Genomic DNA, 22,583 nt, shown 5'->3' on the forward strand with positions numbered 1-22,583 from the left:
TTTAGGGTTTAAAATCTTTCTGTATTAATTCGGAAACTATTTTTCCAGATAACAAGCACAATGGAATTCCCCCACCTGGATGAACACTGCCTCCGCAAAAATAAAGGTTCTTAATACTTTTTGAAAAATTAGGATGTCGTAAAAAAGCAGCATACTTATTATTACTACTAGAACCATACAAGGAACCCTGATATGATTGAGTATTAGCCTCTATACTTCTTGGGTCTAAAATCTGTTCTGTTTCTATTAAATTTTCAATATTAGTGTTCAATAATCTTGACAACTTGTCTAGAATATTTTTTCTAGACTGATTAATAATCTCATCCCAATCTTGACCTTCATTACCAGGAACATTGATCATTACAAACCAATTTTCGCATCCTTTCGGAGCATCATTTGATTCATTTTTGGATGTAATATTAATATAAACTGTCGGATCATTAAACACTTTTTTCTTTTCGAAAATATGCTGGAACTCTTCTTTATAGTTTTTTGAAAAAAAGATATTATGCAAATCCAGTTCAGGAAACTGTTTTTTTATCCCCCAATAAAAAATCAGCGCAGAACTTGATCTAGGTTGTTTCAATGTTTTATCTGGAGGTTTTTGGTCAGGAAGTAGTTTACGATAGGTTGGAACTACATCCATGTTTGATATTATGATATCGGCTTCCAAATATTTATTATTTATTATAACTCCTGTTGCTTTTTTCTTTTTTACAACAATTTGATCTACTTTGGATTCAAAATGAAAGGCGACACCAAGATCCAGTGCTAATTGATAAAGACTTTTGGTAATACTATGCATTCCACCTTTTGGAAAAAAAGTTCCATAGTACTGTTCTAAATGAGGAATCATGGACATAATTCCAGGAGTTAGATAAGGAGAAGATCCATTATATGTAGCAAATCGATCAAAAAACTGAACCAATTTTGGATCTTTAAAACTATTACTATTAAGATGATGTAAATTAGTATTAATTCCTAAACTTCCTATTCTTGTAATAGCCTTTATAGTATCAAAGGATAAGTATGTTGTTAATTTATGCAGTGATTTTTCAAGAAACAGAGAAGAAGTTAAATCATATTTAAGTTTACTATTTTTAAAATATCTAAGTACTTCTGTTTCCTCTACATTGAAAATCTTTCCTGCTTCATTTGCAAATTTTTTGGCATCGGCTAGAGCAGAAAACCTGGTTCCATCTTCATAAAAGTAATTGCAAACCACTTCTTTCTTAGAATATTCAAAATAATCTAAAACTTTTTTCTTAGAATTATCAAATAACTCAGTTACGAATTGCGGCATCGTAAATAATGAAGGACCACAATCGAAACGATAGCCATCTGCATTGATTTCGGTTAATTTACCGCCTGGATAGGTATTGGTTTCATAAACCCGTACATCAAAGTTTTGGTTTCGTAAACGAATTGCTGCCGCAAGCCCCGCAATACCAGATCCTATAATTATTACTTTCTTATTTGACATATTCTGTGCGTAAAGATATTAGTAAAAAACAGAAAGTGATTGTATTTTGAATAATTTGGCATGGTTTTTTATCTATCTTTAATTTTAAATATATCTAAATACAGTTTCTCAATAGATTTAAGAATTTGAAAGATCAACAAATTAAAATAAGAGAATTAGAATTATCTGATAAATTACAGCTTGCAAGACTTGCTAATAATAAAAATATCTGGAATAATTTAAGGGATTATATTCCAAATCCTTATCATGAAAATGATGCAGAATCTTTTATTAAATTTACAAAAACGCAAAATCCAAAACAAAGTTTTGGCATTGAATTTAAAAACGAACTTTGTGGTGTAATAAGTTTAATAATACAAGAGGATGTTTATCGGAAATCTGCCGAAATAGGATATTGGATAGGCGAACCATATTGGGGAAATGGAATTGCAACAAAGGCTGTAGCTTTAATAACCAAATATGGATTTGAAAAATTAAATTTAATTAGAATTTTTTCAGGTATATTCGAGCATAATATCGCATCCATGAGAACATTAGAAAAAAACGGATATAGTAAAGAAGGAATATTCCAAAAAGCTGTTGTTAAGAATGGTAGAATTCTAGACGAACATAGATATTTTATAATAAATAAAAATCAAGAATAAAATAAACACTTAATTATAATGAAACGATTCATCTATTTACTTTTAGTTTTTAGTCCTTTTTTTATAAAAGCTCAAAACACTACAAAAAAGGTAAAACCTCCTAAAATAATTACTAAGTTAAAAATTGGTAAGAAAGCTGATTTTGACACTAAAAGTATACAATTTGTTAAAGTAATCGAAGATTCGCGTTGCCCAACATATGTCACTTGCGTATGGGAAGGACAAGCAAAAGTCTTAATTGGAGTATACGAGAATGATACTCTTCTAGAACAAAGACAAATCATTATTGGAGCCAAAGGAAGCACTCCTGACAACAACAAAGAAATCCTAAAATCAGGAGATAAAACTATTTATGGGTATAACCTAAGTCCACATCCATCTGGTGATCAAAAAACAGATCCTTCAGATTACTATTTGGAGATGGTTGTTAAATAGATAATAATTGTCAAATATTACTTTAAGTAATTATATTTTATCACGACCTTATTAACTAAATCACCTATTCCAATAATTCTAAAAAAATCAAAATAAGATTTTTCGTAATATATAAGTTGGATTCCTTTTTTCAATGGTATTAATTTAACCAATTATTTTAAATGCGTTTTTCAAACTTTTTAAAATAGGGTTTCATTAACTTTACGGGATGATTTCTAATAAAGCCAAAGCTCATATTGCATTACTAAGTGTTAATATGATTTATGGAGCCAATTATCTTATAGCAAAAGGATTAATGCCCGACAAAATAGGGGCTTCTGCTCTGGTTTTCCTTAGAATTAGTGGAGCTGGACTCCTGTTCTTTATACTAAAGCTTTTTATCAAAGAACAAGTCCAAAAAAAAGATATACCCAGGTTACTACTATGTGGTTTATTGGGTGTTGCTACAAATCAATTCTTCTCTATGAATGGATTGAGTTTGACTTCTCCTGTAGATGCGGCAATTATTGTTACCGCGATGCCCATATTTACCGTCATTATTAGTTACTTTCTATTAAAAGAACCGTTAACACTACCACGGATAATCGGTATCTGTATTGGTGGAGGCGGTGCCGTTCTGCTCATTTATCTAGGCAACTCCGGTTTAGGTACAGGATCTTTAAAAGGAAATCTATTTATTGGGATTAATGCATTGGCATTTGCTTTCTACTTGGTTCTTGTAAAACCACTAATGGTAAAATATAAACCTATCACTGTTATTATTTGGACTTTTTTCTTTGGTTTTATCTTCATGTTTCCTTTTTGTATTGGTCAATTACTGGATACAGATTTTGGGTCCTACGAAACTTCTAATTGGATATCCTTATTTTATGTAATTGTCGGCCCTACATTTTTAGCATACTTATTAAATATGTTTGCCCTACAATTTGTAAAACCTACGGTTTCCAGTAGTTATATATATGTTCAACCTGCTGTGGCAATGCTATTAGTGGCTGGTATAGCATATTTCGTAGTTAATAGTGAGTATAAAGGAGACATTACTGTCGCAAAACTATTATGCTGTGTTTTAATTTTTGTTGGCGTATATTTAATTAGTAGTAATGGCTCCTTAAAATGGTTCAAAAGGAAATAGATTACCTTTTAGCAAAATGCTTTACCAATAAAATTATCGGAATTACAATTCCAATCGCCAAAACGGCATATAGAATTCCCATATTTAGAATGAAATATATAAAGATAAATGACAGAAGCAATAATAGTAGAAAAAACAACCCTCCTTTAAGATCAGAAACAAACTGTTTTTTGTTAGCCTTATAATCAAAATAGTATGCTATCAAAATAATTATGGTCGTCATAATTCAATTAGTGACAACCACAACCGCCTTTACCACAAGCACCCGGTGTTTTTTTATTTACAGAAGAGACCTGAGGCTTCCAAAAGAATTTTTTGATCAAAAATCCTATTGCTATTGCAAATACAATAAGTACTAATATGTTTTGGATAAGAATATTCATATTTAATCAGTCGAATAAAGATACAAAAACTAATACACTTTTATTTTAAAACTTGATATGCTACTAGTGCCACGCTATATGCTAAGATACTCATAAATATAAGTTGTACCATCGGCCATTTCCAACTATTTGTTTCTCGTTTCACAATAGCTAAAGTACTCATACACTGCATCGCAAAAGCGTAAAACAACAATAAAGAAATTCCGCTAGCCAGATTAAACAGAGGCATTCCTGTTACTGGATTTACTTCAGCAGCCATTCTGTTTTTTATAGTTTCTTCTTCATCACTACCCACACTGTAAATTGTCGCCAATGTTCCCACAAAAACTTCTCTGGCAGCAAAAGAGCTAATAATTCCGATTCCAATTTTCCAGTCATACCCAAGAGGAGCCACAACTGGTTCTATAGCCTTACCTGCATAGCCAATAAATGAATATTCTAATTTATAAGATGCTGTTTTTTGATCCAATTCTTCTTGTGAAAAATCTGGATACTTTAAGGACATTATTTCTTCTGCATTATTAAAGTTTTCATTGGGACCAAAACTTGCTAAAACCCATAAAACTATGGAGATTGCTAAAATTATTTTTCCTGCTCCAAAAACAAATGCTTTTGTTTTTTCGACCACATTAATAATTACATTTTTAAATAAAGGTATTTTATATCCTGGCATCTCAATAACAAAATAGTTTTTGCTTTTGATCTTAAGCATTTTATTCAATAACCAAGCAGACCCAACGGCTGCTCCAAAACCAATAAAATACAATAACATTAGTGTTAGGCTTTGATAACTAAATATCCAGCCTACTTTCTCATCAGGAATAACTAATGTGATAATTATTAAATATACGGGTAGTCTAGCAGAACAGGTAGTAAATGGAACGACCAAAATCGTGATAAGGCGTTCTTTCCAGTTCTCAATATTTCGGGTAGCCATAACTGCAGGAATTGCACAGGCAGTCCCCGAAACTAAAGGAACCACGCTTTTTCCGCTTAATCCAAATTTTCGCATTACCCTATCCATGAGGAAAACCACGCGACTCATATACCCACTTTCTTCCAAAATGGAGATAAAAAGAAACAAAAATGCTATTTGCGGAATAAAAATTACGATTCCTCCTAATCCTGGTATGATACCTTCTGTGATTAAATCTACAAACGGTCCAGATGGCAATGTTGATTTAGCAGCTTCGCTTAACCAGGCAAATCCTTCATCAATTAAATCCATTGGATACGAAGACCAGTCATAAATAGCCTGAAAGATTAGTAGCAATATGGCAAAGAAGATAAAATACCCCCAGAATTTATGAGTTAACACTCTATCCAACCTAGCACGCATTCCTGTTGCTGCCTTTTCATCAACGACTAGACCTTTTTTAAGAACTCCATTAATAAATTGATACCTTTTAATAGTCTCTTTTTGTTGAAATCGCTTCAGTTCACTCTCTGATTTAATCTCAAAATCCGGCGCTATTGAAGGTTCCTTCTTGTCAACTGTTCTAAAGTTCACATCTTGTGTAATAACCAACCAAAGCTTATAAAGAGATTGATTTGGAAAAGCTTTTTTAAGTCTTTCAAAATATTCTGGTGCAAAGGTTAATGCATCAACACATGGTTTAGTTGGTAGCGATGTATACGAGAGTATCAGTTTTTTAAGCTCATCTATCCCTTGGTTTTTTCTTGCACTCACCAAGGCTATTTTAGTATTTAATTCTTTTTCGAGTAGCGGAATGTCTAATGAAATACCCTTTCTATCCATACGGTCCGCCATATTGATGACTAAAATCGTAGGGATTTCTAAATCTTTTATTTGTGTAAAAAGCAGTAAATTTCTTTTCAGATTTTCTACATCACTTACCACAACAGCTACATCCGGAAAATCTTTGTCTTTTTTGTTGAGAAGGATTTCTATAACTACATTTTCATCTAATGAGGATGCATTTAAACTGTAAGTACCTGGCAAATCTAATATATGAGCTTTTACTCCACGCGGTAGTTTACAGACACCTTCTTTCTTTTCTACTGTAATTCCAGGATAATTGCCGACTTGTTGGTTTAAGCCAGTAAGCAAATTAAAAACGGAGGTTTTACCTGTATTCGGGTTCCCGATTAGAGAAACTTTAATCTGCTTGGCCATAAAAAGTAATACTATTAAATAATTTCAATCTCAATCTGTGAAGCAATTTCTTTACGTATGGCAAGATGACTGCCATTAATGGTAAGGTACATGGGGCATTGAAAAGGTGCAGTCTGTAATAACTGTACTTCATTACCTGGTAGACATCCCATTTCTAACAACTTAAGAGGGATCGAATCCGAAGTAATCTCTTTAATCAATGCACGCTGCCCTCTTTTGAGATTTGCAATAGTTATTTTCAAGTGCTTATTTAGATTAATTTTAAACAAGGCAAAAGTAGTGGAAAAATCTGTATTGAAAAAGCTATCACACGGAAAAACCAGTAACAAAAAGTTAAAAAAGAAAATGTTACTTTCCTCTTTTTCTTATTACATATATTAAAAACTACAGTTTTTAACCCCGTCGATACTAAGTTAAATCCCCCAAAATCCGTCCGAAATCTTTGAATTTCAAAATTTTCGGATATCGACCAATACTTTCACCTGTAATTTCATCATATCTAAATTTAGAGAAAGGCGGAAACTGAAAAGCCATAAACAGAGTAAGTACAGCAACTCATAAAACCTTACAATAATGAGAAATTTAAAAATAAGTATTTGGATATATTCATGTATCTTCCTTCTGGTCTCTTGCGAGAAAACAGATATCACAGAATCAAAAGACAATAATTCAGAACAGCTTTCAGAAGTTTCAAGTACAGAAGCTAAGATTACACTATCTAATGGAAATACTATTCGTTTCCACAATATTGACGACGGACAGCTTAAGGGTACTTTTATCCTAGAAGAAAGCGACTGCAATGAATGCTCTGTATTAAGCAATATTAATAAACTAGCAGGAAGAGAATTATCTGAGCAGGAAGCATTTTGGGCGCTTTCGGATCCTGGAACCAGAGTTCCTTCTTTTCTGGAAATTAATAAAAAAGACGCACTGTCTAAAAATCTTGAGCTACAACAACAGGGTTGGGCAAGAGACGCCGCCTTGGATTTACCTATTGCAGATGAGGGAATTCCTCGTAGAATAATTGCTTGTAAAAACCGTGATTTTACTAGTTCCATCGCCTATGGATTTTTAGGAACCCCGGAATTTGTTGCACTAGATAAAACGCCTAATAATTATAATGGTTTTGTAAATGACTGCGCCAGCGTTCCAGCATCATATTGTAATAAGGGACCTAGATACAGGTTACACGCTGTTATGAATAAAATCAAAAAATGGAAAGGAAAGATCTGTGCCAAATCAGTGCAAAACAGAAATAATGATCATATTGCTTCTAACATCTCTGGAGGTTTTTGTCAAAGTCCACCTTGTGACGCTTATGTGGGTCCAGAATTATACTTTGAATATTATTCAAATGGAAAATGGAGATCTATGAAAAATCCCAATGGTGCATATCCAGAAGGTTTTGAAGTTCCTGCAAACACGACCAAAGTATATTCTTATTCATGGAAAACCACAACGAATACTTCATTTCGCCTACGTGTAAAAAATGCAATGGGTCAGGATCAATTTGATTTTATGATGGATCGAGAAGATGTGGTTATTGAAGATGATGACGATGGTGGAAACGGTGGCGGAAACGGAGGAGGTAACGATGATGATACAGGTCCTATTCCGGATTATATAAGTGTATCAGGTAATAGCCCATACATGATCATTGATTTTACCTCTTTGGTTGATGATCAAATCAACCCTCAAATTAGCATTCCTTCTTCTGCATTAACAGCGTTTGAAAATAATGAAGGTGGTTATGAAATTCCTCAAGAATTTTGTGGAATCAGGATAATTGGAGCAAGTAGTTTTCAATGGATGAACAGCGGTAATGATGTTATAGAAAATGACACCTTTAATCAAGTATCTGATTTATATGATTTTCAGGGTATTAATTATACACTTGGTGGCATTCAATTCAACGGACCACTAAACAATTGTCCAGATAATCCTGTTAATTGGCATTTTCAATACCCCTTAGCCAACGGTAATCCTACCATTTTTGATGAATCATTAAAATTGTTAATTGAAGTTATAGATGGAGAAGTCATCTTTTTAGACTAAAATACACTAAACATGTTTGATTTCTTAAGAACATTAAAGCAATCCCTAGCTATTGGGATTGCTTTAGTACTTTTATATCATCCAATAAACGCTTTATTTCTTCTTCCTTTGTTCCATCATAAAAACCACGGATACGTTTCTTCTTATCAACCAATACAAAGTTTTCTGTATGGATCATATCATAAGGGCCTCCATCACCATCAGTTTTTGCCACTAAATATGATTTTCTTGCTAAATCATAAATATGCTTTTTATCACCAGTTACCATGTTCCATTTTGTATCATCTACTCCTTTCTCTATTGCATATTTTTTTAACTGAGGTACATCATCTGTTTCAGGGATAACTGTATGTGATAATAATAAAACCTCCGAATCATTTTTTAGTTCTTTCTGAATGTTTTTCATATTCCCTGTCATTATTGGACAAATCGTTTGACAGGTTGTAAAGAAAAAATCAGCAACATAAATTTTATTTTCATAGTTTGCCTGGGTTACTTTCTCTCCATTCTGATTTAACAGACTAAAATCCTTTATTTTATGATATTTTCGAACATGTTGTACTGTACTATCAACTAATTCTGTGCTCACCATATCAGGTTCATATACCCTAAGAACTCGCTTTGGTTTTAGAATAGAATAAATAATAGAAATAATAATCGCGGATAGAATAAATAAGACTATGGCAAAGAATTTGTACTTGGCAAAGAATCGAAGCATACCTATAATTTAGTGTTACAAAATTACAAGGATTATCTTTTACAGAATTACAGTTTTCCATAAAAAAATATTAAAACCTCAATCTGTAGACTAGATTTCTTTCATAAACTACTCTAAAAGGTTACTTTTGCGTGATTTAATTTTGAATAAGACCATATGAGTCCCATTATTGTAAAAGCATTACAGCTATTATTAAGTTTGTCCATTCTAATCGTTCTTCATGAATTAGGACACTTTATTCCGGCTAAATTATTTAAGACCCGAGTAGAGAAATTCTATTTGTTTTTTGACGTAAAATATTCGCTATTTAAGAAAAAAATCGGTGAAACTGTTTATGGTATCGGATGGTTACCTCTTGGTGGTTATGTAAAAATTGCCGGGATGATCGATGAGAGTATGGACAAAGAGCAAATGGCTGGCCCACCTCAACCTTGGGAGTTTAGATCTAAGCCTGCTTGGCAACGATTAATTATTATGCTTGGTGGTGTAACTGTGAATATTGTTCTTGGGTTTTTAATATATATGGTAATTATTTTTACCTGGGGAACTTCTTATGTTACGATAGAGGATGTTCCTGATGGATATGAAGTAGCCGAACTTTTTGAAGGGTATGGTTTTCAGGATGGTGATCGAATACTTAAGGTAAATGGAGAAGATTTTAAAGATGCTAGGGATATTAACATGTATCTTTTCTTAAGGGAGGTAAAAAATATTACAATACTATCCGCTGATGGAAATACAAAAACTATAGATATTCCAGAAAATATTGGTCAAACAATGTTCGAGGAAGGTGTTATGAAACCATTTGGTATTAGAACCAAAACTGTATTGGATACAGTAGTGGTTGACAGACCCGCCTATGCTGCTGGACTTAGAAATGGCGATAAAATCTCATCTGTTAACGGAAAGAATATTACTTGGTGGCACGAATTTAAAAAAGAAGTGAGTGCTAATAAAGACAAAGAAATTGATATTACTTACCTAAGAAACGGATCTGAAAATACTATTACTGTAAAAACTGATGAGGAAGGAACAATAGGAGTCTTGCCTGTTTTTTATAAAATTAACCGAGAAGAATACTCTTTTGGTCAGAGTATTAGCAAAGGATTTGATTACAGTTATTGGAAGCTTCATGACTATATAGCACAATTTAAATATGTATTCACTAAAAAAGGAGCTACACAGATTGGTGGTTTTGCCGCTATAGGTAATTTATTTCCACCTGTATGGGATTGGGCTGCTTTTTGGAGTACAACGGCTTTTATATCGATTATTTTAGCCTTTATGAACATTTTACCTATACCTGCACTGGATGGTGGACATGTGATGTTTTTATTATATGAAATAATCGCTGGTAGAAAGCCTAATGATAAGTTTATGGAGTATGCACAACTAGTTGGTTTTGTAATCTTGATTGCTTTATTGCTTTTTGCAAATGGTAATGATATCTACCGTGCAATTTTCGGAAATTGATAAAAAATTAAAAAAATCTTTTTGAGTATCAAAAATTAGTATATATTTGCACTCGCAAAAGAGAAAAACACTTCTCTATTGTAAACCAAAATTCCTCCTTAGCTCAGTTGGTTAGAGCATTTGACTGTTAATCAAAGGGTCCTTGGTTCGAGCCCAAGAGGGGGAGCTGAAAGAAGCCTTAACTTATTCAAGTTGAGGCTTTTTTGTTTTTACTACTTATTATTTTCGTTTAAACGCTGAAAAGTCAAACCAAAATTTCCCATTTGGATTGTTAACATTAAAGAAATAAGGTTTTTATCAAATATTAAAAGATATTCCTTTCGGTTTAACACAAAGAAAATCAATAAATACCCGAAGTGTATTTTCATACACTTCGAGTATGATAGTTCAAAAGCTTATTGCTTTATCAACTTCATTGTTTTTATCTCTTTACCCATCCAGAGTTTTAAAAAGTATATTCCATTTGGAATACCATCCGTATCCCATTGCAAATTGTGTTCCCCAGAGGATAGTTTTTCATTATCCTTTAATACTACTATTTTAACCCCGATCTGATTATATACAACAGCAGTGATTGGTTTGTTTTTATTCAGTTTAAAGGTAATATTCACTTCGGAAGTAACAGGATTAGGGTACATCTTAAAACTTTCTTTTTCTATTAATTCTTGCCCTGAATTTCTCCGCTGTAAACCGTCTAAATAGGCTCGAACAGGGTCGGAAAATGCAAAACTTCCAAATTGATCCCAATTTATAGACCAACTCATTACCCCTCTTAATTGTGGATATATTTGAGATAAAGAATATTGTCCCCCAAAAGAATTGCCTCTAATTATATAGTCCAAAGCATTGATTACTCCTTGTGATCCCGTGAATCCGTTTCCTGCATTAACAGTTGCAGGCACTCCTATTAATATTTGATCTGGTCTTAATCCCGGAAAAAATTTACTATTGTCTCCCGTAACAGGAAATCCTTTTAATAGCATATCAACCAAAGACACATAGAAATCTGCATTGCCCATTGCATAAAAACGATCGTCTAATGCAGTAATAGATCCTGAATTATAGTATTGAACCTGTAAAAAGGTTAGTTTATCTCTTAATGCATGGATCAATGGAAGATAGGCTCCTGCTCTGCGATCTGCTCCTGCAGAAATACCTCCGTAAAATGAATATCCTAATTGAACAAAAAAGGTTTCTGGTGCCATTGTAAGAATGAAATTATCCCCAAAATGATCACAAACACTACGTACCGCATTAATTGTATTAACAATCACTGGTGTTGTAGGATTCTTGAAATCTGTATCTCCTAAATCAAAGGACAAAGATTGTCCTTCAAAATCAATATCCATTCCGTCAAAATTATATTCTTCTATGATCGTAATCATAGAAGTAATAAACTTATCTCTTGCAGAAACAGTATTTAAACGTACTTGTCCTTCGGCTCCACCAATAGAGATAATCACCTTTTTTCCTTGACTCTGCAAAAATTGAATATCTGATTTAAAATTTGCTGTGTTATAGCTAATATCTGCAAATACCGGATCTAATTGAAACTCTATTTCTCCATCTGTAGGAGAAACTTTTGATACTGCAAAAGATACATTAATCACATCCCAATTAGAAGAAACATCTTTCAGAGGAATCAGACCTGAACCGTTCTGAAAATTATGCCAATACCCATTCAAGATTCTAGCAGGAAGTCCTGTGTCTGGTGGTGAAACATTACCTACAGAAATAGTAACGGAATTTGAATCAGTAGCTGCTCCAAGATTATCTGTTGCCTTAGCTATTATTGTCTGATTGCCTTCTTCCGCTATCCAATTAGTAACATACGGAGCTACTGTGTCTTCTCCTATCTTAACTCCATTTATAAAAAATTCTACTTTATTAATATTACCATCTTGATCTTCTGCATCAGCTGTTATAGTAATCGTTTCATCTTCTTGAAAAATAGATCCTGCAAGAGGTTGTGCAATTGAGACTATAGGTTCCTGATTATTCCCTCCCCCATTTGTACAAGTTCCTAATTCTTTCCAAGCAGAAGGCCATGCCCAATCTGCAGTTCCTCCTGGAGTATAAGGCCCACCTATAGAACACCATCCTCCAACTAAACACTCATATTTTTTATCAAAATTTTGTACTATATCTCCTGTCTGATAGTTATTCCCATCAATATATAAAGCTGCATCACAACTTTCATCTCCACCAGAAGTTTTTACAACAATAGTAACTGGAGCTGATTCTTTCGTAGCCTCTTCATTATCAAAAGCCTTAGCCTTTAAAATATATGAAACATCACTTGATATATTGGTTATTGTATATTGATATGGTGTACTTGTATCTTCTCCAAGCTTAGTAGAACCATTATAAAATTCGACTTTGGAGATTGTACCATCACTATCTGAAGCATTGGCATTTATCGTTATAGTAGTTCCTTCTACAAATTCTTGATTGTTTAAGGGAGAAGTCAGTGTACATATTGGAGATTGGTTAGGAGTTCCTGATTGATTGTTAAATATCATATGATTGATATTTAGATCATCACTATCCATAACCACTCGAATCACTTGTTTTCCTTTATTCAAAGAAACTGTAGTGGATACCGTTTGCCAGTTTTGCCATCCTCCCGTATTAGGAACGGTTATAATTCCGCTAATATTTACATTATTCGCTTCTAAATGAAATTGTCTCCCTGATGTAATTGCTGCAACTCTAAATGCAACATCATAATCTCCAGTATCGCCTACATCCACTGTATACTCTAACCATTCATTAGATTTTACCCAACCTACATTAAATCCACCTTCAGAACAGGGTTCAATATCTACTGCATAATCGCGATAGCTTTCTCCTTCATTAGAAATAGAAACATCATTGAATGCTATATTTTGTCCACCAAGATCATAATCTTCCACTTCAATCTTACCTGGAATATTCCAAGCTACGCCTCCATATGGTGACTGCTCATCTCCTTCGTTGTCATCTCCTGGAAAATCATCTGTCGGGAATTTTATTTTATCTCGTATCCAACTTCCTGCTTCTTTTAATCTATCAGTCGTCCAGGGACCTCCAGAGCAAGTTCCTGTTTGCCAGGCTGCTCCTGATCTAAAATCATCAGAATAGTTCCAACTGGTCCAACTAATCTTCTTCTGACGCATTAAATCAATAAATTGTTGTGTCATTGCAAAATCATTTGGTCCATCACCAGTAAACTCCTGACTACCAAATTCTGTTACAAACACAGGTAATCGATCTGAAGCTTGATCTAGTGTATTGAGATAAGTATCTCTATGACTATTTGCATAAAAATGGAAAGTATACATTACATTATCAAATTGTAATGGATTGTCGATAACGTCTTGTAATGTTCCCTCTCCTGATACTCCAAAAGTTGCCCAACCCTGAGTACCTACAAGAATCACTGCATTATTATCTATACTCTTAATTACAGGAATGATTTGGTCCGCGTATGTCTTGATGCGATTCCAGGTGACACCAGAACCATTAGGTTCATTACAAACATCATAGATAATATTGTTTTTATCTTTATGCTGGTTAGCAATATCTGTAAAGAATCGTTTGGCATTTTCCAAGTTTGTATTTGGATCTCCAGGGTTCAATTGGTGCCAATCTACCAGGGCATACATTCCTCTTTCTGTAGCTTCATTAATCAATCTGCTTACCTGATTGGTAAATCCAACCGGATCTGTTTCATACCCGCCTTCCTGAACGTACAATGAAATCCGTAGAATATCGGCTTCCCAATCATATGCTAATGCATCTAAGGAGTTTTCTGTCAGGCAATTTCCCCAGCCATACCATTGAATTCCGTGAGTACTCATTCCACGTAGCTGTATAGGGTTATCATACTGGTTGCATAATTGAGTTCCGCAAACTTTTAGTTGTCCGTTTTTATCTACGGGGTTTTGTGCTTGTATTTTTGCTCCGAAGAAAATAATCCATAAGAAAATATGGATCAAAATTTTATGTTTTGAAATTATAAATTGAGGTTTCATAAGCTTTCATTTAAGAGTATTAGGTGTAAGTTCTTATCTAATAAAGATGTTTGCTAAAGAAGCAGTTGTTAACAGCAAAATTCACCTCTCGTCATTTTAAAAGAAGACGAGAGGTAAATTTCAAAAAAATATTAGAGGAAATATTACTGTTTAATCAGTTTCATTGTTTTTATTTCTTTACCCATCCAGAGTTTTAAGAAATAAATCCCGCTTGGAATACCATCCGTATCCCATTGCATATTGTGATTTCCGGAAGAAAGCTTTTCATTCTCTTTCAAAACAGCGATTTTAACACCAATCTGATTATATACAACCGCAGTGATTGGTTTATTTTTATTTAAATCAAACGAGATATTAACCGTTGATGTAAAAGGATTAGGATACATCTTCAAGCTTTCTTTTTCCAGTATTTCTTCTGGAGCTCTCTGATCTAAAGCGTCTAAATAGGCTCTATGTGGATTAGAAAATCCAAAACCTGCAACGATATCCCAGTTAATAGACCAAGTCATTAATCCTCTAAAGTTAGGATAACCTGAAGGATTACGTAAGGTGTATCTCCCTCCAAAAGATTGTCCTTTTATAATATAATCTAATGCTTTATGCACTTCTGCCGGTGTGGTATATCCACTTCCTGCTGCACTTGTATTAGCTGGCAATCCTATTGCTACCTGATCTTGTCTTAGTGCAGGGAACTGATTCCCTCCGGCAGGAAAGCCTTGTAATAACATATCTACCATGGCTACGTGGAAATCCGCAGTTGCTGATGAATAACAAAGACCATCTAACCCCAGCATACATCCTGTGTTATAATGCTGTACATGGATATAATCCATCTCACTTCGTAATCCATAAATAACTGGTAGATAAGCTCCACTAGCTCCGCCATATGCACTAAATCCTCCTTGTACATACAAGGTTTCTGGAGCCATACTCAACACAAAATTATCTGCACCTACATTATTTCGTATTTGTTTAGTTGCATCGATTAAATTAACAATCTTTGGGGTTGTTGGACTTCTAAAATCGGTATCTCCAGCCGCTAAAGAAAGTGAACTTCCTTCTAAATCAATGTCTAGTCCATTAAACCCATACGTATTAATAATAGAGGTCATAGAATTTATAAACTCATTCTTTTCTGCTGATGTATTTAATTCTACCGTAGCGTTTGCTCCACCAATAGAAATCAATACTTTTTGTCCTCTTGCCTGTACGGTTGCAACATCATTTATAAACTCTGAAGCACTTCCGTAAATTTCATAAGGGTTAAAGGTCATATCAGAGCGACTACCAAATTTTGGTTCTGAAAAAGCAACACAAATAACGTCCCACTTTTCGGATACTTCTCTTAATTTTGGAGTTGAAGAACCGTTATTAAAATTATGCCAGTATCCTACTAAAATTCTTTTAGGGAGATCCCCTCCGGTTGGCGGATTGATTGAGCCTACAGAAATACTTACTTCAGACTCTCCCGCAGCACCTTCATTATCAGTTGCTTTTACCTTCAGTGTATAATTTCCTGTAGAAGCGTTGTTCCAGGTAAAACTATAAGGACTAGTAGTATCCTCTCCTATGAATGTTCCATTTCTAAAGAACTCTACTTTTGTTACATTTCCATCACTATCTGAAGCTGAAGCATTAATTGTTATGGTGCTTCCTTCCGTAAATGTCTGTCCATTTGTTGGTTGTGTAATAGACACCGTTGGAGCTTCATTTCCACCTGTACCGCTCCCGTCACATTCGCCAACTAACGTCCAGGCATCTTGCCAGTATGTACCAGTACCCGGAGCATATGCCCAAGCAGCACCGTTACACCATCCTGAATACGGATATGGCTTACATTCGTATGTATTACCATCATTTTGTACTATACTACCTGCAGCATATCCTCCGCCTTCTACATATTGTGCTTCATCACACTCGCCACCACTATCTGTATTCACAGTTATATTTATTACAGAAGATGTGGTCGATGCTCCATCATTATCCGTCGCTTTAGCAGTGAGGATATGATTACCATTTGTAGCTGTCCAATTTGCTGAATATGGAGCTGAAGTATCTTCGCTAATTATATTTCCATCCAGGTAAAAAGTTACTTTGGTTACGTTACCATCCGTATCATCTGCATTGGCTTCAATAGTGACACTATCCCCAACATTAAAAGAAGCCCCATCAGCCGGACTCGTTATATTTATCGTGGGTGAGATGTTATCATCATCGGTAACTGTAATAGAAACTACTGTAGATATCGTAACAGCGTTATCATTATCTGTTGCACGTGCGGTAATGGTATGACTCCCGTTTGTGGCTGTCCAATCTGCAGTGTATGGAGCGGATGTATCTTCATTAATCATACTTCCATCAACATAAAATGCGACTTTGGTTATAGTCCCGTCGGTATCTGAAGCATTTGCAGATATTCCAATATTGGTACCTTGTGTGAATGATGCACCTGACACAGGTGCAGTTATCGCCACTTGCGGAGCTACATTATCGGGTTCACATGGGTCACCTACCACTTGATTGATTGCTGCTAATAATGAGGTGCTAGCATCTGTAGTATCGTGTGAGAGCTCCCACATCATAATTCCACCTGCACGATCTAGAGCCATTTGTGTTTTAGCTTTGATGGTAAGAATTCCGTTATAGTTGTTTCCTTGAAAAGTATCACTATTCGGATCCGCTCCCAGTGCTAATAGCGAAGCATAGCTTTGCGCCTGAGGGCGGCTATAAAAAGGAACTCCTAATACTGCTTTATTTTTTGGCAATCCTCTTCCTAGCCAATAATCCAAACCACCTTGAGCCTGACCCATAGAACCGTGATCCGGACCATCATACGCCATGATGTTCAAGAAATCTACATCATCAAAAACTCCGTTCAAAACTCCATCAGCATTCCATCCCGAAACTACTACAGCAGCGGTCAACAATTTACCTCTACTGTGCATGGCTTGCCCTAACTCTTGCATCAATAATTCGAAGTTTTGAGGCTCGTTACCTTCACGCGGATATTCCCAATCCATATCTACTCCATCTAGATCGTATTGGTTTACAAAATTGACTAAGTTATTTATAAAAGTAGTCCTTGTTGTCGGATTTGCTGCCAAAGTGGTGAATGGAGAATCATTACCATCCATCCATCCTCCAACTGCTATAAGTACTTTCACTCCCTGCGTATGTCCTAAAGAAACGAGTTGTTGCATTTTTGAAACATTATCTAAAGGGCGTAGACTACCATCACTATTAGGTAATAAGAAAGAATAGTTGATATGCGTTAGTTTATCGTACTGAACAGCGCTGGCAGTTCCTTGCCAACTAGGCATATACCCTACTACTTTAAAATTATTGCTACCGGTACATCCACCATCAGTAGTAACGCTAATACTTATAGTTGTTGAAGTAGTAGATTGATTATCATTATCTGTTGCTTTTGCTGTAATACTATGGCTCCCCAAAGTAGCTGTCCAATTAGTTGTGTATGGTGCAGAAGTATCTTCTGCAATCATATTCCCATCTACATAAAATGCAACCTTAGAAACAGTACCATCAGCATCTGAAGCATTTGCGTTTATAGTAACCGCACTGCCTTCTACAAAAGATTGTCCTGATGTTGGAGAAGTAATAGCTACTTGTGGAGCACTTTGTCCACCACTGCAAGGGCCTATTAATTTCCATACATTCTCGCGATTCGTTACCGGGTCATTGTTTTGTGTCCACCATTTAGCTTCATATTCATTTCCTTGATAAGAAACACGATCACCACCAACATATACTTGACCATCAACATATTCAGGTGCAGTACAAGAATCTCCAGTTGTTATATTTATTGAAACTGAAGAAGATCCTTCTCCATTTTCATTATCATAAGCTTTTACGGTAATGGTATAATTCCCTTCAGATATATTAGACCAATTGTAATTATAAGGTTCACTTATGTCTTCACCAAGCAATACATTACCATTGTAAAACTCAACCCTATCTATAGTTCCATCAGTATCTATAGCATCTGCAGAAATACCAACTGTCGCACCAGCCGTAAAAGTTGCTCCTTCATCAGGCGAGGTAATGGTTACGGTTGGTAATTCATTTCCTCCAATACCTGTAACAGAGATATTTATGGTTGCAGTAGCACTAGCCCCTTTATCATCGTATGCTTTTGCGATAATTTCATGATTTCCTGCTGTACTATTGTTCCAGGTATAATTATACGGAGCAGTTGTATCTTCTCCTAACAAAGTTGTTCCTCTATAAAATTGAACTCTGGCGACGCTCCCATCAGTATCTGGATCACTAGCATCAGCTGAAATTTGAATGTTACTTCCAGCCTCGAAAATAGCACCGTCTTCGGGAGATGTAATGTTTACTGTCGGAGGTGTATTTCCTACTCCTCCACTAGCGAATACTTCGTTCAAAGTATTTACTAAAGGTGATTTTATAGTAGACCATCTTTTTAATTTTGTACCAAAAGATTGTGCTGATCCAGAAAACTCAAGATCTCCGAAAACGGTCCAAATGATGGTTCCGGCAAGGTTATTAGCATTAATAAACTTCGCTTTTTCGGTTATTGATTCTTCATCATCATAACTTAAAAAGAAATTCCCTTTTACCATGTAGGGTACTTTTGCCTGATCATCCCATTTTCTGGTCCAACCACTTCCTGATCCTGTTTTTTGTTTGATAAAAAAGTAATTAGGTGTACCATCATAGACTTCTTGTGGCCAGTTTGTATAATCAGCTGCTGTACTTACTGGACCATCAGGCTGTATCGTTACATTTCTTTTTACAGTTGGAGCATTTAAATCTGCAGTTCCATCTGTAACAACTCCTCTTCCATAAAAAGGAGCGCCAAAGTTAATCTTGTACGCGGGCACTCCCATACCTTTCATTTTATCTAATAAGGTCTGCCAATTAAAATCCGGTGCTTCTGCACCATCATATGGGTATACAGGTGCGTTATGTCCAGCTATATTAGACCACCCTCCATTAAAATCATAGGTCATCATATTAAAATAATCCATGGTATTGGCTAGTCTGGACCAATTGAATCCTTCTAATTTCTTATAATCTGCTGCCATTGCTGCAGTTATCAATTTATCGGGTCCTATAGCCTCTCTAATCTCTTCTACTAAGTTTTCGAAATTAACATAATCTGCATTTGTTCCGGTAAAATTCATTCCCGGAAAAGGCCCTGGATATTCCCAATCTAGATCAATCCCGTCAAAGCCCATATTGATAAGTTTTTTACAGTCTTCAATAAAACGAGCTCTCTTTGCCGGGTCTGCTGCCATTTCAGGAAAATGTTTACACATACTCCATCCTCCAAGAGAAGCCATTACTTTAACACCATTTGCTTTTGCTAATTCCAGTAAACCTTTTGCGTCGCTACCTTCTTTTGGAAGGGGTAATGGTAAAACACCACTAAGTCCCCATTCGGGATGAGTCCAGGTATTACCTCCTACAGTAACTTGAAATCCTAAAGCTTCTGCTCTTTGTTTTACATCTTCATTAATCCATTGTATGGGTTCTATCTCTCCAAAAAGGATATGAAAATCCCAACTACTATAGACATCACCATATAAAAGGTCGCCTGGCTGTTGTATAGCTCCTGGTTGCCAGATATCTTTGTTTCTAAGATCTCCACTATGTAAAGATCCATCCGAAGCGACACCAAAAAAGGAATAGTTAAGAATTGTATATTTTGAGTAGTCTATATTTAATTGTGTTAGTGCTCCTGCAGAAGGAACTCCAGCGCTAGCGGCTTTCCAGGCATCCCAGTTTGTTATGTATCCAATCACTTGTTTTTGATGATTGGCAGTGGTCGCACCACCTCCAGTATTCACTTGTCCCCAAGTTATACTTACGAATAAGCAACACACCAGTAATAATGGCACTTTCCAGGAGTCAAAATAAAAAGAAGACTTCTTTAATTTAGGTTTTAATAGTTTCATGATGATTTGTGTTTAAGTTTTTGAATAGTTTATGTTAAACTGGATCTTAAATTAGAAAGAACTATATAAGCCAAAAAACTAATTAGATAAATGACATCATTTTGTAGATATTATGAGGTGAAAATCCTATAACCGTAATTTTATGATGTTTTTTAAAAATCTAATTCAACTTTGAGTAGTAAACACCTATTTCTATTTTATGTAATTTTCACAGAAATTAGTAATTGTATATGTATAAAAAAATAGCATTGAAAGGTTCCAATGCTATTTATAATCATAGTTAAATATGTTTGATACTGCTGCTACACAATTAGATTTTTACCAATTTTTTTCCATACTCTGATTAATAAAACAGCCGCAATTATGGTTCCTGAACCTAAAATCAATGATTCTTGTAGATTACCATAAATGATGTGTCCTGTAGTAAATAATACTCCATAGACGACGAAACATCCTAATAACAATGCTAAAATACCCGATGGTACACTCCAACCTTCTGTAGTATTTACTATATCCACATTGTCTTGCTTTGCCTCTGTAATAACCTTGTCCCAGCCAGGTCCTCCAGGTTGTATTTTTTTATAAAAACCTTGTAAAACACTTTTGCTTTCGGGCTTTGTTAATAATGTTACGCTTATCCAAACAACGGTTGTTATAAACACAATACTTGGAAGCTTTGCCCAACCTGGCATCAATGCATCTCCACCAAATAAATTATCCCCTATTGGTGAAGCGAATAGTAATGAAACAATTCCCGAAATAAGCATTGCCGAAATCTCACTCCACGAATTGATTCGCCACCAAAACCATCTAAGAATAAAAATAAGTCCGGTACCTGCTCCAAACATGATTATAATATCAAAAAGCTGTTTTGCATTCTTAAGATATAGCGCAAACAAGGCACTTAAAACCATAAGAACAACTGTGGAGATCCTACCAACCATCACTAACTCTTTCTCTGATGCATCTTTTTTTATCTGTTGTTTGTAAAAATCATTAACGATATAAGAAGATCCCCAATTAAGGTGGGTAGAAATAGTACTCATATATGCGGCAACAAGCGAGGCAAACACTAAACCTAAAAGCCCACTTGGCAATTTTGCAAGCATGGCCGAATATGCTAAATCATGTCCTAATTTATCTTCAGATACGTTTGGAAAAGCTTCTTGAATACTAGCTATATCAGGAAATACTATAAGTGAAGCCAGTGCTACTAATATCCAAGGCCAAGGACGTAAGGCATAATGCATAATATTAAAAAAGAACGTTGCTCCTATTGCGTGGTTTTCATTTTTGGCTGCTAACATACGTTGTGCAATGTAGCCTCCTCCTCCAGGTTCTGCTCCTGGGAACCAGGAACTCCACCATTGAACGGCTAAAGGAATGATTAATAGCGTAATGAGTGCTTCTTTATCATTAAAATCAGGTAATAAAGATAGTTTATCTACCACGTTAGGGTGTGTTATTAAACTTTCTAATCCACCAACTTCGGGTATATTCACTAAATAATACGCTGCTCCTATTGCACCAATGATAGCGATAAAAAATAATAAAAAATCTGTATACACTACACCTTTAAAACCTCCTAAAGCACTAAACACTACAGTGATTGCTCCTGCATACACTATAGTCTCCCACGGTTCTAAACCAAGCATAATACTACCAATCTTAATGGCAGCAAGGGTTACACCTGCCATTGCAAAAACATTAAACACAAGACCTAGATATAAAGCTCTAAATGATCTTAAAAAAACGGCCGGAGCTCCTCCATAACGTAATTCATAAAATTCAATATCCGTGTTAACGTTAGATCTTCGCCATAGTTTAGCATAGATAAAAACGGTTAGAAGCCCTGTAATTAAAAATGCCCACCACATCCAGTTTGATGAAACTCCATCTTTTCGTACTATATCGGTTACGAAATTTGGCGTATCAGTAGAAAAGGTTGTCGCTACCATAGAAAAACCTAATAACCACCAAGGCATATTTCTGCCAGATAAAAAATATTCTGAAGTACTTTTTCCAGCTTTTTTTGATACTATCAAACCTATCAAAAGCGTGGTAAGCAGAATAGTTATAATAATTGAGTAATCGAGTGTACTTAGTTTCATGTGAATGTATTTGCGGTATTATTGATTATGCCAGTTTTGTTATAAGAGGCT

General features: G+C 35.0%; 13 protein-coding genes and 1 tRNA gene. 6 read left to right on the plus strand and 8 right to left on the minus strand.

Annotated elements, in window-relative coordinates; genetic code table 11:
- Nucleotide 1 precedes the first annotated feature (1 nt).
- Nucleotides 2-1,483 carry a 1-hydroxycarotenoid 3,4-desaturase CrtD gene (gene crtD / locus Q0829_RS10105; RefSeq protein ID WP_298542062.1) on the minus strand — a complete coding sequence of 494 codons (1,482 nt, stop codon included), beginning with the start codon at nt 1,481-1,483 and terminating at the stop codon, nt 2-4.
- Nucleotides 1,484-1,608: 125 nt separating this feature from the next.
- Here crtD and Q0829_RS10110 point away from each other — a divergent pair, with 125 nt between their 5' ends.
- The 3 genes from Q0829_RS10110 (at nt 1,609) to Q0829_RS10120 (ending at nt 3,694) form a co-directional block, all read left to right on the plus strand.
- Nucleotides 1,609-2,127, plus strand: a complete 519-nt coding sequence (locus Q0829_RS10110; RefSeq protein WP_298542064.1) for a GNAT family protein — start codon at nt 1,609-1,611, stop codon at nt 2,125-2,127.
- An 18-nt stretch (nt 2,128-2,145) separates the two neighbouring features.
- Nucleotides 2,146-2,562 carry a hypothetical protein gene (locus Q0829_RS10115; protein ID WP_298542065.1) on the plus strand — a complete coding sequence of 139 codons (417 nt, stop codon included), beginning with the start codon at nt 2,146-2,148 and terminating at the stop codon, nt 2,560-2,562.
- 208 nt (nt 2,563-2,770) lie between these two features.
- Complete coding sequence (locus tag Q0829_RS10120) at nt 2,771-3,694, plus strand: DMT family transporter (protein ID WP_298542067.1); 924 nt, start codon at nt 2,771-2,773, stop codon at nt 3,692-3,694.
- Between the two features lie 230 nt (nt 3,695-3,924).
- On the opposite strand, the gene Q0829_RS10125 is transcribed toward Q0829_RS10120, so the two are convergent.
- The 3 genes from Q0829_RS10125 to Q0829_RS10135 are packed head-to-tail and all read right to left on the minus strand — an operon-like array spanning nt 3,925 to nt 6,456.
- Nucleotides 3,925-4,077 carry a hypothetical protein gene (locus tag Q0829_RS10125; protein ID WP_298542068.1) on the minus strand — a complete coding sequence of 51 codons (153 nt, stop codon included), beginning with the start codon at nt 4,075-4,077 and terminating at the stop codon, nt 3,925-3,927.
- A 40-nt stretch (nt 4,078-4,117) separates the two neighbouring features.
- Nucleotides 4,118-6,214, minus strand: coding sequence for a ferrous iron transport protein B (gene feoB / locus Q0829_RS10130; protein ID WP_298542070.1), 2,097 nt, complete (start codon nt 6,212-6,214; stop codon nt 4,118-4,120).
- A 14-nt stretch (nt 6,215-6,228) separates the two neighbouring features.
- Entirely contained in the window at nt 6,229-6,456 is a 228-nt protein-coding gene (locus tag Q0829_RS10135) for a FeoA family protein (RefSeq protein WP_298542072.1), read from the minus strand.
- Between the two features lie 331 nt (nt 6,457-6,787).
- On the opposite strand from Q0829_RS10135, the gene Q0829_RS10140 reads away from it, so the two are divergent.
- Complete coding sequence (locus Q0829_RS10140; RefSeq protein ID WP_298542075.1) at nt 6,788-8,269, plus strand: hypothetical protein; 1,482 nt, start codon at nt 6,788-6,790, stop codon at nt 8,267-8,269.
- Between the two features lie 49 nt (nt 8,270-8,318).
- Here Q0829_RS10140 and Q0829_RS10145 read toward each other — a convergent pair whose 3' ends face one another.
- On the minus strand, nt 8,319-8,987 hold the full coding sequence (locus tag Q0829_RS10145) for an SCO family protein (protein WP_298542077.1): 669 nt from the start codon (nt 8,985-8,987) through the stop codon (nt 8,319-8,321).
- A 156-nt stretch (nt 8,988-9,143) separates the two neighbouring features.
- Between Q0829_RS10145 and rseP the strand changes: the two genes are divergently transcribed.
- Together rseP and Q0829_RS10155 are read left to right on the plus strand one after the other, a co-directional pair.
- On the plus strand, nt 9,144-10,460 hold the full coding sequence (gene rseP, locus Q0829_RS10150) for an RIP metalloprotease RseP (protein ID WP_298542079.1): 1,317 nt from the start codon (nt 9,144-9,146) through the stop codon (nt 10,458-10,460).
- 92 nt (nt 10,461-10,552) lie between these two features.
- Nucleotides 10,553-10,626 (plus strand) — tRNA-Asn (locus tag Q0829_RS10155).
- Nucleotides 10,627-10,855: 229 nt separating this feature from the next.
- On the opposite strand, the gene Q0829_RS10160 is transcribed toward Q0829_RS10155, so the two are convergent.
- The 3 genes from Q0829_RS10160 to Q0829_RS10170 all read right to left on the minus strand — a co-directional run bounded on the left by Q0829_RS10160 (nt 10,856) and on the right by Q0829_RS10170 (nt 22,532).
- The gene (locus Q0829_RS10160; protein ID WP_298542082.1) at nt 10,856-14,440 is read right to left on the minus strand and encodes a cellulase family glycosylhydrolase; all 3,585 of its coding nucleotides are present in this window, start codon (nt 14,438-14,440) and stop codon (nt 10,856-10,858) included.
- A gap of 179 nt (nt 14,441-14,619) precedes the next feature.
- Nucleotides 14,620-20,421, minus strand: a complete 5,802-nt coding sequence (locus tag Q0829_RS10165) for a glycosyl hydrolase family 18 protein (protein WP_298542084.1) — start codon at nt 20,419-20,421, stop codon at nt 14,620-14,622.
- 302 nt (nt 20,422-20,723) lie between these two features.
- Entirely contained in the window at nt 20,724-22,532 is a 1,809-nt protein-coding gene (locus tag Q0829_RS10170) for a sodium:solute symporter family protein (RefSeq protein ID WP_298542086.1), read from the minus strand.
- Nucleotides 22,533-22,583: the final 51 nt, after the last annotated feature.

This window comes from uncultured Aquimarina sp., assembly GCF_947492405.1.
GTDB lineage: Bacteria > Bacteroidota > Bacteroidia > Flavobacteriales > Flavobacteriaceae > Aquimarina.